Here is a 15007-nt window from a genome sequence, read left to right as displayed (position 1 = left end):
ACTTTCCTTTGTCGATAATCTTGATTTTTTGTATTATAACATAAGAAATTTTATTTTGTATCTTTTTTGCATAAAATAAAAATAGGATGATAAGTGAGTTTATTTTGAAATTTTTCTTCAAATTCTTTTAAGAATTGCTTGTTTAAGCGATAAAATCCCAAAGAATTTACTCCGCTTAATTTTAAATGTCTAAAAACTTCTAAAGCGTTTTGAAATTCCAAATTTACAATTTCTTCTGTGATTTTAATATCGGAAAAATAGGGTTTGAAAATTTGTTCAAGTTCTTTTGTGCTAAAATATTTTAAACCCAAGCTTGTGCTTTGTTTGATCTCTTTTAAATTCATTTCTCCAAAAGTAGAAAGAAGTAAAATTCCTTTTTTATTTAGCATATTTGCTAGCGTGGGCAAAACCTGCTTTAAATCAAGCCATTGCAAACTTGCATTAGAAGTGATAAGATCAAATTTTTGCTTGCTTAAATTCTGTGTAGCTAGGGTATTCATATCAAAAATTTCTACATTAAGATTATCAGGATAATCCAAAATATCATTTTTTAAATATTCATCAAAAGTGATAATTTTTGAAAGTTTGTCGCTAAATTCGCCCCTGCCACAACCAAATTCAAACACTTTTTTAAAATGCGAAATTTCTAAATTTTTTAAAATTTCACAAAGTTTTAAGCCCATTAAATCTTGCACTTTTGCGTGTTTTTGATAATCTTTTGCTTTTAAAAAATTCAAATTTCATCCCAAGTTTTAAAATGAAAAAAAGCAAAATGCGGCTCATCTAAAAAAATAAGCTTTGAAAAAGTATTTTTTAAAGCATTTTGAGGAAAAATTTCATCATGATTGCTTGAGTAAATTTTATCCCAAATAAAGCTTTCATTACGCTCTTTTAAGGCAAATTCGAAAAGTTTTTCAAGCTCGGTTTTTAAATCTTTTTCATCTTTAAAGATAAAATCTTTTGCTTCATTTTCGCGCTCTTTAAATAAAGATTTTTTAAAAGCTGTAAGATCAAATTTTTTAATTTGCTTAGCAAAAATTGCAGGATGAATTCCTTTTAATTTATCTATACCAAAAGGAGTACCATTGATAGCTATTTTTTGCGAAAACTCTATATTTTTTAAAACTCTACTTGCCACGCAAACTCCCATAGAAAAAGCTATGAGAGTGATTTTAGAAAAAGAGTTTAAATCAAATTTAAAGTCTAAATTTTCATAATCATAAACCAAAACTACATTTTTATCGCTTTTTAAATGTGCAAAATGACTAGGATGTGAAGCAAAACCACCAAATACCAAGATAAGTTCTTGTGAGTTTTCATTTTGAATTAAATTGCTTATTTTCATAAAAGTTCTACCACTTTCTTTAAGTCTTCTTTGCTAAGTCCTGCATGCAAAGAAAAACGAATTCTAGCTGTATTTTTAGGCACAGTAGGTTCTTTTATAGCGGGTGCAAAAATGCCATTTACTTCAAGTTTTTTTGCTAATTCTATAGCCTTTTGATTTTCTCCTAAAACCAAGGAGATGATGTAAGCATCGCCTAAAATTTGATGACTTTTTTCTATGAGTTGATTTTTAAAAAAATTGCCTATGATTTGTAGTTTTTCTCTTTTTTCTTTTAGTTCGCTCATTTTTTCAAAAATAAATTTTGTCCAAGCTATATTGATAGGAGGCAATGCTGTAGAATAAATAAAAGCTCTAGCCTTGTTGATAAAAAAGCTTTTATAAAGATTATTACAAATCATACAAGCACCCATAGAAGCAAGAGCCTTGCCAAAGGTAAAAACTATAAAATCAACCTTTTCTTCCAAATTTAAAGCTTTAACAAGTCCCAAGCCCTCCTCATCAAAGCAACCCACGCTGTGTGCTTCATCGATATAAAGTTTGATTTTAGGGTATTTTTCTTTAAAGGCGATGAGTGTATTAAAATCAGAAAAATCACCATCCATGCTAAATAACGCTTCGCTTAAAATGATGATATTTTCATAATGATCATAATGTTTTTGAATTAAATTTTCTAAATGATTCATATCGTTATGATAAAAGCGAAAAAATTTTGCTCCGCCAAGTTTTAGTCCATCAATCATACTTGCATGGATGAATTTATCTGCTAAAAAAAGTGTGTTTGGAATGCTTGCAAGTGCAGCTATACAAGAGATATTAAGATGATAACCGCTGTTAAAATGTAAGATTTCTTTTTCTTTAAATTTGGATTTTAAAAAGCTTTCTAATTCTTCATAAATTGTAAAATTTCCACTCAAGCTCCTTGAACTTGAGCTTGAAAAAAATAAGTCTTGTTCTTTGATATTGTCTAAAAATTCATCTTTTAAAGATTTGCAAGAGCTTAAATTTAAATAATCATTCCCCGCTAAATTTAAAAGCTTTTTGCCCTCTTTAAAAACAAAATTTCCTTCATGTTTGAGGCTTGTAAGTTTTCTAAGGTTGTTTTGTTCTTTTAATTTATCTAAAATTTGTTTGATTTGCATGTTTTAACTCGAATTTATCTTTTAAGTCTTGCGTAGTTTTTACAACCTGTATCATATTTTAGATCGCAAGCCTTACCATAAAATTTTAGAGCTTTAGAAATATCTTTTCTAACACCATAGCCATTTTCATACATACCGCCAAGGTTAACGCAGCTATTTGCGTAGTCCATATCGCATGCTATTTTTAAAAATTTTACCGCTTTAAAATCATTTTTTTCTACATATGTACCATTTGCATACATGGCACCGACAACACCGCAACTGCTTCCTTCGTTTAAATTACATGCTTTTTCATAAAGTTCTATCGCTTTAAATTTATCATCTTTAGTTCTCATGCCTAGCATATACATAAATCCTAAGTTGCTACAACCTTGCTTATAATTCAAATCGCAAGCTTTTTGATATGATTCCATTGCTTTAAAATTGTTTTTTTTGACTAGTGTATACATAGTACCAAGTTCATTGCAGCCATTTCCATTATTTAAATCACAAGCTTGTTGAAAATATTTTATAGCGTTTGTATAATCCTTATTTTTATAAGCATTTTCACCTTTTTCTATTAAATCTTCTTGAGAACATGCGAAATTTAAAAATATAAATCCCAAGATAATTAATACTTTTTTCATAGCTTACCCTATTAAGAAATTTCTGACTCAAAATAATAATTATATAAATATTTCCTAAATAATTCTTTTTAGTTATAAATGTATGATTTTAACTAAAAATTGTAGTATTATTGTATTAAAAAAATAAAGAAATGAAAATGAATTTAAAAGAACTAGACTTAAAACATATTTGGCACCCTTGTACGCAAATGAAAGATCATGAAAATTTGCCACTCATTCCTATAAAAAGAGCTAAAGGAGTGTGGCTTTATGATTTTGATGATAAGGCTTATATGGACTGTGTGAGCTCGTGGTGGGTAAATCTTTTTGGGCATTGTAATGAAAAAATCGCAAATGCCATTAAAAAACAAGTTGATGAGCTAGAGCATGTGATCTTAGCAGGCTTTACACATGAGCCCATCATCAAGCTTTCTGCAAGACTTTGCGAAAAAGTAGGCAGGAATTTTAACAAATGTTTTTATGCAGATAATGGCTCAAGCGCTATTGAAGTCGCACTTAAGATGAGTTTTCATTATCATTTAAATAAGGGGATGAAAAAAAGTAAATTTTTATCTTTAAGCAATTCTTATCATGGTGAAACCTTAGGGGCTTTAAGTGTGGGCGATGTTGCGCTTTATAAAGATACTTATAAGCCTTTACTTTTAGAGTGTTTAAGCACGCCTGTGCCACAAGGCAAAGACTACACTAAAGAGCTTGAAATTTTAAAAGATATTTTAGAAAAAAATGCAAGTGAAATTTGTGCTTTTATACTTGAACCCTTGGTGCAATGTGCAGGAAATATGCATATGTATCAAGCAGGGTTTATTGATGAGGCCATAAAGCTTTGCCATAAATTTGGAGTGCAAGTGATTTTTGATGAAATTGCAGTGGGCTTTGGACGCACAGGAACTTTGTTTGCCTTACATCAATGCAAACAAAGCCCCGATTTTATCTGCCTTTCAAAAGGGATAACGGGTGGATTTATGCCACTTTCTGTAGTGCTTACAAGAGATGAAATTTATAATGCTTTTTATGATACTTATGAAAGCCAAAAGGCTTTTTTACATTCTCATAGCTATACGGGAAATACCTTAGCTTGCGCGGCAGCAAATGCGGTTTTAGATATCTTTGAGGATGAAAATATTTTAGTAAAAAATCAAATTTTAAGCGAGTTTATCAAAAAAGAATTTTCAAGACTTGAAAAATTTGACTTTTTGGGTAATTTTAGAACTTGCGGGATGATCAGTGCTTTTGATATTTTAAGCACCAAGTATAAACGCGTAGGACTTTTTGTATTTCAAAAAGCCTTAGAAAAAGGTTTGCTTTTAAGACCTTTAGCAAATACGATTTATTTTATGCCTCCTTACATCATCACAAAAGAACAAATCGTTTATGTACTAGAGAGTTTAGAGCAGATTTTTAAGGAATTTTAAGTTGTAAAATTTCTTGCATTTGCTCTTTAAAATCTTTATTTAAAATGCTATTTTCATCAAAAAAATCAAGATTGATTATAGGAATTTTTGCATAATTTTTTATAAAATCATCTTGTAAGATATCTTTTTTACCCATCATTACAAGGGCCAAAAGATTGATATTTCTTTGCTTTAAAGCTTCAATGCTAAGCAAGATATGATTAATACTTCCAAGATAGTATTTTGCTACCAAAATCGTAGGGTGTTTGAAAATATTCACAAAATCAATCATAGTGTAATTTTCATCCATAGGAGAAAAAAGCCCACCCGCAAGCTCAATAAGTAGGTTTTTGCTTTTTGGTAAAATGATATCTAAGGATTTATAATCAAGCTTTTCTTTGATTTTTCCAAGATGAGGAGAAGCTGGAGTTTGCAAAAAAATACCTTCTTTAAAAATCTTTGTTTTTGGGCTAAATTTTGCAATAAACTCACTATCTGTTGGAGTTCCTGCTTGAATGAGTTTAAAATAATCATAGCTAAAATTCGCACAAAAAGCTGCGCTAAAATGTGTTTTTCCTACATCAGTATGTATTCCACTTACATAAATTTGCACAAAAAATCCTCAAGAAAGAAATTTTAAACCCGCTGTACAAGTAATAATCACAGCGATTAAAAAAAGTTTCAAAAAACATTTACTTTCTTTATAAAAAAGCACTCCTATCATTACCCCACCAGCGGTTCCAGCTCCTGTCCATATAGCATAAGCAACGCTCATAGCGATATTTTGCATACTTAAGCTTAAAAAAGTAAAAGAAAATCCAAAACACACTATCAAAACTAAAAGGTAAAGTTTGTTTTTAGTGCTTACAAGTTCTTTCATGATCACCACGCCAAAAATTTCACAGGCGGTAGCTAAAAACAAATAAAACCATTCCATAGATTAAGTTTCCTTGCTTACCCATTTAAGGGCTATAATACTTAAAAGTAAAATTGCTATAAGCACAAGTTTAATTATAGAAACAGCTTCGTTAAAAATAAACATTTCATTTAAAACCACCCCAATAGTGCCGATGCCTACAAAAACACTATAAGTAATACTTACTTCAAGTCTTTCACAAGCTTTTAAAAAGCAAGTAAAAGAAATACAAATCCCAATGGCTGTTAAAATATAGTGCCAAATTTCTGTAGAATATTTAAGTCCACTTACCCAAAAGCATTCTATAAGCCCACCAAAAATAACCATAAACCACGCGATATTGGTATTCATTATGCGCTCCTTAATATTTTTTGCGCGGCAATTATAACCAAAACAAAGTAAATAAAAAACTACCATAAATTTACTTTTACCTAAGCCAAGATTAGATACAATTATAAGCTTATTTTTTAAGAAAGGAAAAAGATGTTAGAAGGTATCGTTAGAGAGAGTATCGGTAGAAAAGCGGCTAAAGCTTTAAAAAGAGATGGTTATCTAATCGCAAACATCTATGGAAAAGGATTAGAAAACATCAATGCTGCTTTCAAAGTAAATGATTTTATCAAAGAAGTTCGCAAAAAAACAACTTTAGCTTTTGATGTAAAAGTAGGTTCGCAAACTTTAAATGTTGTTGTAGTGGATTATCAAAAAGATCCTGTGACTGCAGAACTTAAACATGTGGATTTAAAAGTTGCACAAAAAGGTGTGATTTCTAAATACATGGTTCCAGTTAAAATCACAGGAACAGCTATAGGTCTTAAAAATAAAGGTGTTTTAATCCAATCAAAAAGAAGATTAAAAGTAAAATGTGCAGCTGAAAATTTACCAAATTTCTTCGAACTTGATGTAAGTAAGCTTGATGTGGGTGATGCTTTACTTGTTCGTGATATTGTAGTTCCTGCGGGAGTAACTATGATAGATGCTGATAGAGTAGCGGTAGTGGGCGTAGAAAAAGCTAGATGATCTTAGTCGTAGGGCTTGGCAATATAGGCAAAGAGTATGAAGATACTCGCCATAATGTCGGCTTTATGCTTATTGACTTGCTTTTAAAAGAAGGCAATTTCACAAATCTCACAAACTCAAAATTCAAAGGAGAGCTTTTCAAAATGGGCTCTTCTTTACTTCTTAAACCTCATACTTATATGAATAATTCTGGATTAAGCGTAAAAGCGGTAAATGATTTTTACAAATGTGAAAGAATCATAGTCGTTCATGATGATATCGATATCAATTTAGGCGCTTTGCGTTTTAAAAGAGGCGGTTCTAGCGGAGGACATAATGGACTTAAAAGCATAGATAATCTATGCGGAAGTGATTATGAAAGAGTGCGTATAGGAGTGGGCAAGGGTGAGAATGTTATTTCTCATGTTTTAGGTAAATTTAGAGCCGAAGAAGAGTTAATTTTAAGTAAGGTTTTAGAGCATTCTAAAAAAGCTTTACTTGAGCTTATCCGCAATGATGATTTATCAGCCATATCTTCAAAGTATAGCTTAAAGGCTTAAGATGTGGATATTTTTTCGTTTTATTTCAGGAATTTATCTTAAGAATTTTTTTATTATCTTTCTGTCTTTACTGGGTTTTTATTGTGGTATTGATTTGCTTTTAAATTTCAATGATTTACCCGATGCAGCAAATCTTAGCTTGCTTTATGTGATTTTTTTGGCTTTTTCTGCTGTTACTTATGTCTTGCCTGTTTCTTTAATCTTTGCTTTGGTGCTTTCTTTGGTTTCTATGATAAGGGCTAATGAATTTGTAAGCCTTTATGCTTTAGGGCTTAGTAAAAATTTGGTCATAATATTTCCTTTTTTGTGGGCTTTATTTTTTTGTTTTGTGTATGTGGGGTTAAATTTTACTCCTTTTGCTTATGCAAATGATTATAAAAGAAATATTCTAAAAAATGGCACTATGCTAAAACAAAGCGGTGAAGTTTTTTTAAAATTTAATAACGAATTTATTTATATTTCTAAGGTTAATAATGGACAAAGTACCGCACAAAATATTAAAATTTTTAATATTAAGGATTTAAATTTAAGTTCTTTTATCGAAGCTAAGAGCGGTATTTTTGAAAAGAAAAATTGGATTTTAAAAGAAGGAAATTTAACCTTACTTCCTAAAGAATATGAGCTTGGCAATAAGGGGTTAAATATCAGCGAATTTAAAGAGCTTAATACTCTTGAAGGTTTTAAGCCTAAGATCATCGAAGGGGTAGCTAGTGATAGTGATTATTCTATCTTAGATATACTTGAAAGTTTGGAGCTTTTTAAAACACAAAATATCAGCATAGAATCGCTTAAAATTAGTCTTTATAAGCTTGTATTTATGCCGTTTTTTGCACCCTTTTTAATGCTTATTATGTATTATTTTTTCCCAGTTATTGCAAGATTTTTTAATTTAGCTTTTGTAGCTTTTGTAGCTTTTGTAGTCACTTTGCTTACTTGGAGTATGTTATTTTTACTATCAAGATTGAGCGAAAATGGTGTGATTTTAAGTGAATTAGGCATTGTTATGCCTATTGTTTTGTTAATTTTTTTAGGTGGTTTTATGTTTTACAAGCACCGATAAATTAAGCTTTAATATAGTAAAATTAAAAATAAAGGTGAAAAATGGATTATAAAAAACTCAAAGATGAATTTCAAACCCCTTTTTATATTTATGATTTTGATTTTATTAAAGAGCGTTTTTTAAAGCTTAAAAATGCTTTTAAAGCTAGAAAATCTCAAATTTTTTATGCGGTAAAAGCAAACTCAAATTTAAGTCTTTTACAAATGCTTGTAAAGCTTGACAGCGGGTTTGATTGTGTAAGCATAGGAGAGGTTAAACGCGCTTTAAAAGCAGGTGCAAAATCTTATAAGATAATTTTTAGTGGCGTAGGAAAAACTCAAGAAGAATTAAGACTTGCTTTAGAATACGATATTTTATATATCAATCTTGAAAGCGAAGCTGAAATGATGCTTTTAGAAAGTGTAGCTAAAGAGTTAAATTTAAAGGCAAGGATAAGTATCCGTGTCAATCCAAATGTAAATGCTAAAACTCATCCTTATATTTCTACAGGTTTAAATGAAAATAAATTCGGCGTAGAAATTGACCTTGCAAGAAAAATGTATCTTTATGCTAAAAATTCACCCCATTTAGAGCCTATTGGAGTGCATTTTCATATAGGTTCTCAATTATTAGATATCTCGCCTATCCATGAAGCGGCTGCGATTGTTGCAAAATTAGTAAGAGAGCTTAAGGCCTTGCAAATAGAGCTTAAATTCTTTGATATAGGCGGTGGACTTGGAGTAAGGTATGAAAAAGAAGATGTAGAGCCTGATCTTTATGATTATGCACAAGGAATACTTGCTCAACTACACGGACTGGATGTAACTATAGGAATGGAGCCAGGAAGATTTTTGGTTGCCAATAGTGGAGAATTTGTATGCTCTGTGCTTTATGAAAAACACAATAAAACAAAGCGTTTTGTTATAGTAGATGGGGCTATGAATGATTTAATTCGCCCAAGTTTGTATGAAGCTTATCATGAAATTTTACTGCCTTATAATCAAGGAGAAGAAAGTCCTTGCGATGTTGTGGGTGGAATTTGTGAAAGTGGAGATTTTTTTGCCAAGGCAAGGTCTTTGCCTAGCACTCAAAGTGGTGATATAATGGTTATTAAAAATACTGGAGCTTATGGTTTTAGCATGAGTAGTAATTACAATACTCGTAATAAAGTTTGCGAATTAGCCCTTGAAGAAGGACAGGTAAGATTGATCCGTCAAAGAGAAAATTTTGAAGATCAAATCGCTTTAGAAGAGAAATTTTTAAAGGCTTAAAATGTTTTTTTTAGATGTTCAAGGGACTTTAATTTCTGATCATGATAAATCTTTAATCCATGGTGCTAAAGAACTGATCGATTTTTTAAATGCAAAAAATCTTCCTTATCTTATCATCACTAACAATACAAAAAAACTTGATTTTTTAGAAAAATTACAGCAAAAAGGATTGGCTATAAAAGAAAATGCTTATATTGATCCTTTCAGCGTTTTAAAACACCTTTTAAGACCTTGTAAAGTTGCGGCTTTTGGTGCAGATGAGTTTGTAAAAAGTCTTGAAAATCTTGGTTTTGAGCTCGATTTTGTAAATCCTAGTGCTGTGCTTGTGGCTAGTTATGATGATTTTAAATTTAAAGATTTTGCCACTATGATAGAATTGGCTAGAAGAGAAGTTAGATTTATAGCTATGCACGAAACTAGTATTTATAAAAAAGATGGTAGGCCTTATCCTGGTGTAGGTAGCATTATGGCTATGCTTAAAAATGCTATTGATTTTGAATATGAGGTTGTGGGTAAGCCTAGCATTGCTTTTTATAAAGAAGCTTTAAATTTAATAAGAAGACAAAATTCAAAAATCGATTTTGAAGATATTAAAATCATTAGTGATGATTTTAGGGGTGACTTGCTTAAGGCAAAAGAACTTGGCATGAAAACCTTGCTGGTTTTAAGCGGAAAGATAAGCGACACAAAAGGGCTTGATACGGATTTGCTTGATGGAGTTTATCCTAGTGTTTTAGAAATTTTAAAGGATTTGAAATGCCAAATTTAAACTTAGAAGATTTTAGAAATAAAATCGATATGGTAGATGATAAAATTTTAGAACTTTTAAATGAAAGAATGAGCTATGTTAAAAGCATAGGAGAGATCAAGCAAACAAGTGGTGGAGCGATTTATCGTCCTGAACGTGAAAGAGCGATTATCAATCGCTTAAAAAATGCAAATTTAGGACTTTTGGATCAAAATGCCATAGAGGCAATTTATCAAGAAATTTTTGCTGTTTCAAGGAATTTAGAAATGCCTCAAATTGTTGCTTATTTGGGGCCTGAAGGTACTTATACTCATCAAGCAGCAAGAAGTCGTTTTGGTGCTATGAGTCGCTATATCGCACTTGCAACCATAGAGGATGTTTTTAAAGAGCTTAGCAATAAAGAAGCAAAATACGGCGTTGTTCCTATAGAAAATAATACAGAAGGCGCTGTAGGTGTAACTTTAGATTGCTTAGGTAAGTATAATGAGCTTAAAATTTTTGGTGAAATTTATATGGATATTCATCATTCTTTTGTAGGAATTAATGAAAATTTAAAAGAGATAAAACGCATTTATTCCCACCCACAAGGTTATAATCAATGTCGCAAATTTTTAGAAAGCCACGAATTAAGCAATATAGAATTTGTGCCTTCAAAATCTACAGCAAATGCTGCTTATTTAGCCTCTCAAGATAAGTACTCGGCTGCAATTTGTTCTAAAATAGCTGCAAAGCTTTACAATGTGCCTGTACTTTTTGATAAGATAGAAGATAATGCGGCAAATCGTACAAGATTTTTGATTTTAAGTGATATTAAAAATCCAAAAATGCCAAATTGCAAAACTTCTATTTTAGCTCACACTGCACATAAGCCTGGCGGTCTTAGTTCTTTACTGGAGCAATTTAAAAAAGAAAATATCAATCTTACCAAACTCGAATCTCGTCCCGTAAAATCAAAAGAATTTTTACATAGTTTTTATATAGATTTTGAAGGGCATATTGATGATGAAAATGTTCAACGCGCTTTGAAAAACGCAGATGAGGTAGTTTGGCTTGGATCTTATTTATCAGGAGAAAAGAATGAAATTCAATGACTTTTTAAATCATTTAAGCAATTATGAGCCGGGCAAGGATATTGAAGTTATCGCTAGAGAATATGGCGTAAAAGAAGTGATAAAATTAGCAAGCAATGAAAACCCTTTTGGTGCTCCACCTAAAGCGGTTAAAGTTTTGCAAGAAAATGCTTTTAAAGCAAATCTTTATCCAGATGATAGTATGGTAGAGCTAAAAGGTGAGTTAGCACAAAAATACAATGTAAAAAATGAAAATATCATCATTGGTGCGGGCAGCGATCAGGTTATTGAATTTGCTATACATTCTAAACTTAACCCTCAAAATGCTTTTTTGCAAGCAGGGGTAAGCTTTGCTATGTATGAAATTTATGCTAAGCAATGCGGTGCAAAATGCTATAAAACTCAAAGTATCACTCATGATTTATCTGAATTTAAAACACTTTATGAAGCACATAAGGATGAGATTGAGATCATATTCTTATGTTTGCCTAACAATCCTTTGGGCGAGTGCTTAGATACAAACGAGGTGTTTGAGTTTATACGCGGTATTGATGAGAATTGTTTAGTGATAATTGATGCAGCTTATAATGAATTTGCAAGTTTTAAGGATCAAAATAAGTATCTAAAGCCTTGTGATCTTGTGCAAGAATTTAAAAATGTGCTTTATTTAGGAACTTTTTCTAAACTTTATGGATTGGGTGGGTTGCGTATAGGTTATGGTATAGCAAATGCAGAAATTATCAGTGCATTTTATAAACTTCGTGCCCCTTTTAATGTAAGCAATTTAGCATTAAAAGCAGCGGTTGCGGCTTTACATGATGAAGAATTTGCTAAAAAAACTTTGGAAAATAATTTTTCTCAAATGGAGCTTTATAAGGAATTTGCCAAAAAGCATCATATTAAATTTATCGAAAGCTATACAAATTTTATCACTTATTTTTTTGAGGAAAAAAATAGCACAGATTTGTCTGAAAAATTGCTTAAAAAGGGTATAATAGTAAGAAATTTAAAAAGTTATGGTTTAAATGCTATGAGAATTACCATAGGAACGCCTTATGAAAATGAAAGATTTTTTACAGAATTTGAAGGAATTTTAAAATAGTCTTGATTTTTCAAATCAAGGATAATTTTTATGGTATTTAGAATAAAATGGGTAAGATTCACTAAACTAAGGGATGAGAATTAATGGATTTTAAAAATATGCTTCACCAAATTGGACAGCTTTATCAAAATTTGACTCGAAAGCAACGTATAGTTATCGCAGCTTCTATCGTTGTGGTTGTTGGATTTTTGGTATTTTTGGCACTATTTCGTGGAAGTGGCAGTGGTGCTAATAATGGCTATGCTGTTTTAGTTGATAATGTTGATCCAAGTTCTTCTGCAGCTATTGTAGCTAAACTTGAACAAAATAATGTACCTTATATACTAGAAAGCGAAAGTAAAATTTTAGTTCCACAAGATCAGGTATATCGTCAAAGAATGTTTATCGCTAGCGAAGGATTGATAAAAGATAGTCGCGTGGGTTTTGAAGCTTTTGATACGCAAAGTTTTGGAGCTACAAATGAAGAACAAAGAGTAAAGTATCAAAGAGCTATAGAAGGAGAGCTTGCAAGAACGATTGAAACCCTAGAGCCTATACGCAGTGCGGTAGTGCATATAGCCTTTCCAAAAGACAGTGTTTTTACCGAAAGACAAATTCCTCCTACAGCTTCAGTCGTTGTAAATGTGCGCGAGGGATTAAAACTTACTAGAAAACAAATCGATGGGATTAAAAATATAGTTTCAGCTGCTATTCCGAAATTAACCAAAGAAAATGTAAGAATTAGTGATCAAAGTGGTGTGCCTTTAGATGAGCAAGAAGCTTATGAAGATGATTTGGTTCGTGCTCAAATTAAATATAAAAGCGATCAAGAAAGAGCTTTAGAAGATAAAATCATAGAAACCCTAGCTCCTTATGCAGGAGGCACAGATAAAGTAAGGGTAAGTGTCAATATAGATTTTGACTTTTCTAAGCAAGAATCCCAAAGTGAAATTTATGATCCAAACCCTATAGTTCGAAGTGAGCAAACTCTTAATGAAGAAAGAACAGGCAGAAAAGAGCCTGAAATTCAAGGTGTGCCAGGTGCGGTTTCAAATATAGGTCCAGTAGAAGGACTTGATAATAAAGGACAAATTGATACCTATAAGAAAAATCAAGTTACTACAAACAATGAGCTTTCAAAAACTATCACAAATACCAAAAAACAATTTGCAACCGTTGTGCGTACTTCAGCAGCAGTAACAATAGATGGAAAATATCAAGATGTTGTGGATGAAAATGGGGATGTGAAAAGTGAATATGTTCCTTTAAGTAAAGAAGAGCTTGCAAGTGTAGAAAGCATAGTTAAAAATACTATTAATTATAGTGCTAATAGAGGGGATAGTGTAGTCGTGCAGAATTTACCTTTCCATCGTGAGTCTATTAGAGTAGAAAGCAAGGTTAAAACTTTCTATGGCCGTTTTATCGAGCCATTTATCCCACCGGTTAAATATATTATTGCGGCTATTTTGCTTTTTATTTTTTACAAAAAAGTTATTGCTCCATTTACGCAAAAAATGCTTGAAGATGTTGCAGCACAAGAGGAAGTGCAGCAAGGTCCAAATGCTGTTTTAGATGATGCTGAGGATGCGTTAGAGAAATTTAATGCAGCTAGGAAAAAGGTTGAAGAGCAGCTTGGTTTTGGGGAGAATTTCAATGAGGATTCTATCCAATATGAAGTTTTACTTGAAAAACTAAGAGGCTTAGTAAGTGATAAAAGCGAAGAAATTGCAGCACTTTTGCAAAACTTAATCCAAAATGATACCGAATTCGGCGAAAAGGATATGTGATGATAAAACTTAGCGAAGAACAAAAAATGCTTTATGATGATTTATCGATGCCTGAAAAGGTAGCGATATTTCTCATACAACTTGGCGAGGATGCAACGACTTCAGTTTTTTCACATATGGAAATTGATGTTATTACCGAAATTTCACGCTATATTGCTACGGCAAAAAATGTTGACCGCGCTGTAGCTACTGCGGTTTTGGAAGAATTTTATACCCTGCTTCAATCTAATCAATACATTAAAAGCGGTGGTTTGGAATACGCTAAAGAAATACTTTTCCGTACTTTTGGTCCAGAAATTGCCAATAAAATTCTTGAAAAACTTACCAAAAGTATGGAGAATAACCAAAACTTTGCTTATTTGGCTCAGATTAAACCTCAACAACTTGCTGACTTCATCACTAAGGAACACCCGCAAACCATTGCACTTATTTTAGCTCATATGGATTCAATTCATGCAGCTGAAACCTTAGAGTATTTTAGTGATGAGTTAAGAGCTGAGGTTGTTATAAGAATGGCAAATCTAGGTGATATTTCTCCAAGTATCATTAAAAGAGTGTCTGCAGTACTTGAAAGCAAACTCGAAAGTCTTACTTCTTATAAGGTTGAAGTGGGAGGCCCAAGAGCAGTTGCAGAAGTACTTAATCGCTTAGGACAAAAAGCAAGCAAATCTACCATTACTTACATCGAACAAAGCGATGAACGTTTGGCTGAAACGATTAAAGAATTGATGTTTACTTTTGATGATATACAAAAACTTAGCACTCAAGCTATAAGAGAAATTTTAAAAGTTGCAGATAAGCGCGATTTAATGATAGGTTTAAAGGGTGCAAGCGAAGAATTAAAGCAAAAATTCTTAGCCAATATGTCTACGCGTGCAAGTGAAGCCTTCCTTGAAGAAATGGGCTTTTTAGGTGCGGTGCGTGTTAAAGATGTTGAAGATGCCCAAAGAAAAGTGGTTGAAGTGGTGCAAAAACTTGCAGAGCAAGGACTTGTACAAACAGGCGATGCTGATGAAATGATAGAGTAGGTGAGTG

17 protein-coding genes are annotated in these 15007 nt (G+C 31.8%); 10 read left to right on the top strand and 7 right to left on the bottom strand.

Annotated features, from left to right (window positions below):
- Positions 1-50: 50 nt before the first annotated feature.
- The 4 genes from bioC to FOC43_RS05940 are packed head-to-tail and all read right to left on the bottom strand — an operon-like array spanning position 51 to position 3110.
- Entirely contained in the window at positions 51-737 is a 687-nt protein-coding gene (bioC, locus tag FOC43_RS05955) for a malonyl-ACP O-methyltransferase BioC (RefSeq protein ID WP_002778141.1), read from the bottom strand.
- Complete coding sequence (locus FOC43_RS05950; RefSeq protein ID WP_002778143.1) at positions 734-1345, bottom strand: pimeloyl-ACP methyl esterase BioG family protein; 612 nt, start codon at positions 1343-1345, stop codon at positions 734-736. Before FOC43_RS05950 ends, bioC begins: the two co-directional genes overlap by 4 nt.
- Complete coding sequence (locus FOC43_RS05945; protein WP_002778145.1) at positions 1342-2484, bottom strand: aminotransferase class I/II-fold pyridoxal phosphate-dependent enzyme; 1143 nt, start codon at positions 2482-2484, stop codon at positions 1342-1344. The genes FOC43_RS05950 and FOC43_RS05945 overlap by 4 nt, the downstream gene beginning before the upstream one ends.
- A 14-nt stretch (positions 2485-2498) precedes the next feature.
- Positions 2499-3110, bottom strand: coding sequence for a tetratricopeptide repeat protein (locus tag FOC43_RS05940; RefSeq protein WP_002778147.1), 612 nt, complete (start codon positions 3108-3110; stop codon positions 2499-2501).
- Positions 3111-3247: 137 nt separating this feature from the next.
- On the opposite strand from FOC43_RS05940, the gene FOC43_RS05935 reads away from it, so the two are divergent.
- Positions 3248-4522, top strand: coding sequence for an adenosylmethionine--8-amino-7-oxononanoate transaminase (locus FOC43_RS05935; protein WP_002790388.1), 1275 nt, complete (start codon positions 3248-3250; stop codon positions 4520-4522).
- On the opposite strand, the gene FOC43_RS05930 is transcribed toward FOC43_RS05935, so the two are convergent.
- From FOC43_RS05930 to FOC43_RS05920, 3 genes are read right to left on the bottom strand one after another with little or no spacing between them, the layout of a single operon-like run.
- Entirely contained in the window at positions 4509-5114 is a 606-nt protein-coding gene (locus FOC43_RS05930) for a dethiobiotin synthase (RefSeq protein WP_002778151.1), read from the bottom strand. The genes FOC43_RS05935 and FOC43_RS05930 overlap by 14 nt on opposite strands.
- Positions 5115-5123: 9 nt before the next feature.
- A complete protein-coding gene (locus tag FOC43_RS05925; RefSeq protein WP_002778153.1) occupies positions 5124-5438 on the bottom strand; it encodes a DMT family transporter in 315 nt (104 codons plus the stop codon).
- Between the two features lie 3 nt (positions 5439-5441).
- On the bottom strand, positions 5442-5768 hold the full coding sequence (locus FOC43_RS05920) for a DMT family transporter (protein WP_002778155.1): 327 nt from the start codon (positions 5766-5768) through the stop codon (positions 5442-5444).
- 132 nt (positions 5769-5900) lie between these two features.
- Between FOC43_RS05920 and FOC43_RS05915 the strand changes: the two genes are divergently transcribed.
- The 9 genes from FOC43_RS05915 to fliG all read left to right on the top strand — a co-directional run bounded on the left by FOC43_RS05915 (position 5901) and on the right by fliG (position 15000).
- The gene (locus FOC43_RS05915; protein ID WP_002778158.1) at positions 5901-6437 is read left to right on the top strand and encodes a 50S ribosomal protein L25/general stress protein Ctc; all 537 of its coding nucleotides are present in this window, start codon (positions 5901-5903) and stop codon (positions 6435-6437) included.
- Positions 6434-6976: an aminoacyl-tRNA hydrolase gene (pth, locus tag FOC43_RS05910; RefSeq protein ID WP_002778160.1), complete on the top strand. Its 543-nt coding sequence runs from the start codon at positions 6434-6436 to the stop codon at positions 6974-6976. The genes FOC43_RS05915 and pth overlap by 4 nt, the downstream gene beginning before the upstream one ends.
- A 1-nt stretch (position 6977) precedes the next feature.
- Entirely contained in the window at positions 6978-8036 is a 1059-nt protein-coding gene (locus FOC43_RS05905; protein ID WP_004284821.1) for an LptF/LptG family permease, read from the top strand.
- A gap of 41 nt (positions 8037-8077) precedes the next feature.
- Positions 8078-9286, top strand: a complete 1209-nt coding sequence (lysA, locus tag FOC43_RS05900; protein WP_002778164.1) for a diaminopimelate decarboxylase — start codon at positions 8078-8080, stop codon at positions 9284-9286.
- A 1-nt stretch (position 9287) separates the two neighbouring features.
- Positions 9288-10055, top strand: coding sequence for an HAD-IIA family hydrolase (locus FOC43_RS05895; RefSeq protein WP_002778166.1), 768 nt, complete (start codon positions 9288-9290; stop codon positions 10053-10055).
- Positions 10043-11125 (top strand): prephenate dehydratase, encoded by a 1083-nt coding sequence (gene pheA / locus FOC43_RS05890; RefSeq protein WP_002778168.1) that lies wholly within the window; start codon positions 10043-10045, stop codon positions 11123-11125. Before FOC43_RS05895 ends, pheA begins: the two co-directional genes overlap by 13 nt.
- Positions 11112-12206, top strand: a complete 1095-nt coding sequence (gene hisC, locus FOC43_RS05885; RefSeq protein WP_002778170.1) for a histidinol-phosphate transaminase — start codon at positions 11112-11114, stop codon at positions 12204-12206. The genes pheA and hisC overlap by 14 nt, the downstream gene beginning before the upstream one ends.
- Before the next feature lie 83 nt (positions 12207-12289).
- Entirely contained in the window at positions 12290-13972 is a 1683-nt protein-coding gene (gene fliF, locus FOC43_RS05880) for a flagellar basal-body MS-ring/collar protein FliF (RefSeq protein ID WP_002778177.1), read from the top strand.
- Positions 13972-15000, top strand: coding sequence for a flagellar motor switch protein FliG (gene fliG / locus FOC43_RS05875; RefSeq protein WP_002778179.1), 1029 nt, complete (start codon positions 13972-13974; stop codon positions 14998-15000). The genes fliF and fliG overlap by 1 nt, the downstream gene beginning before the upstream one ends.
- Positions 15001-15007 lie beyond the last annotated feature (7 nt).

It is taken from the genome of Campylobacter coli (genome assembly GCF_009730395.1).
GTDB lineage: Bacteria > Campylobacterota > Campylobacteria > Campylobacterales > Campylobacteraceae > Campylobacter_D > Campylobacter_D coli.
This window is presented reverse-complemented; position numbering and strand designations above follow the sequence as displayed.

Excerpts from the sequence above, each read along its gene's own strand:
- pheA (WP_002778168.1), top strand. The coding sequence starts at position 10,043 with ATGCCAAATTTAAACTTAGAAGATTTTAGAAATAAAATCGATATGGTA.
- FOC43_RS05915 (WP_002778158.1), top strand. The coding sequence starts at position 5,901 with ATGTTAGAAGGTATCGTTAGAGAGAGTATCGGTAGAAAAGCGGCTAAA.
- FOC43_RS05950 (WP_002778143.1), bottom strand. The coding sequence starts at position 1,345 with ATGAAAATAAGCAATTTAATTCAAAATGAAAACTCACAAGAACTTATC.
- hisC (WP_002778170.1), top strand. The coding sequence starts at position 11,112 with ATGAAATTCAATGACTTTTTAAATCATTTAAGCAATTATGAGCCGGGC.
- FOC43_RS05935 (WP_002790388.1), top strand. The coding sequence starts at position 3,248 with ATGAATTTAAAAGAACTAGACTTAAAACATATTTGGCACCCTTGTACG.
- FOC43_RS05895 (WP_002778166.1), top strand. The coding sequence starts at position 9,288 with ATGTTTTTTTTAGATGTTCAAGGGACTTTAATTTCTGATCATGATAAA.
- FOC43_RS05905 (WP_004284821.1), top strand. The coding sequence starts at position 6,978 with ATGTGGATATTTTTTCGTTTTATTTCAGGAATTTATCTTAAGAATTTT.
- FOC43_RS05945 (WP_002778145.1), bottom strand. The coding sequence starts at position 2,484 with ATGCAAATCAAACAAATTTTAGATAAATTAAAAGAACAAAACAACCTT.
- lysA (WP_002778164.1), top strand. The coding sequence starts at position 8,078 with ATGGATTATAAAAAACTCAAAGATGAATTTCAAACCCCTTTTTATATT.
- pth (WP_002778160.1), top strand. The coding sequence starts at position 6,434 with ATGATCTTAGTCGTAGGGCTTGGCAATATAGGCAAAGAGTATGAAGAT.
- fliF (WP_002778177.1), top strand. The coding sequence starts at position 12,290 with ATGGATTTTAAAAATATGCTTCACCAAATTGGACAGCTTTATCAAAAT.
- FOC43_RS05925 (WP_002778153.1), bottom strand. The coding sequence starts at position 5,438 with ATGGAATGGTTTTATTTGTTTTTAGCTACCGCCTGTGAAATTTTTGGC.
- FOC43_RS05940 (WP_002778147.1), bottom strand. The coding sequence starts at position 3,110 with ATGAAAAAAGTATTAATTATCTTGGGATTTATATTTTTAAATTTCGCA.
- fliG (WP_002778179.1), top strand. The coding sequence starts at position 13,972 with ATGATAAAACTTAGCGAAGAACAAAAAATGCTTTATGATGATTTATCG.
- FOC43_RS05920 (WP_002778155.1), bottom strand. The coding sequence starts at position 5,768 with ATGAATACCAATATCGCGTGGTTTATGGTTATTTTTGGTGGGCTTATA.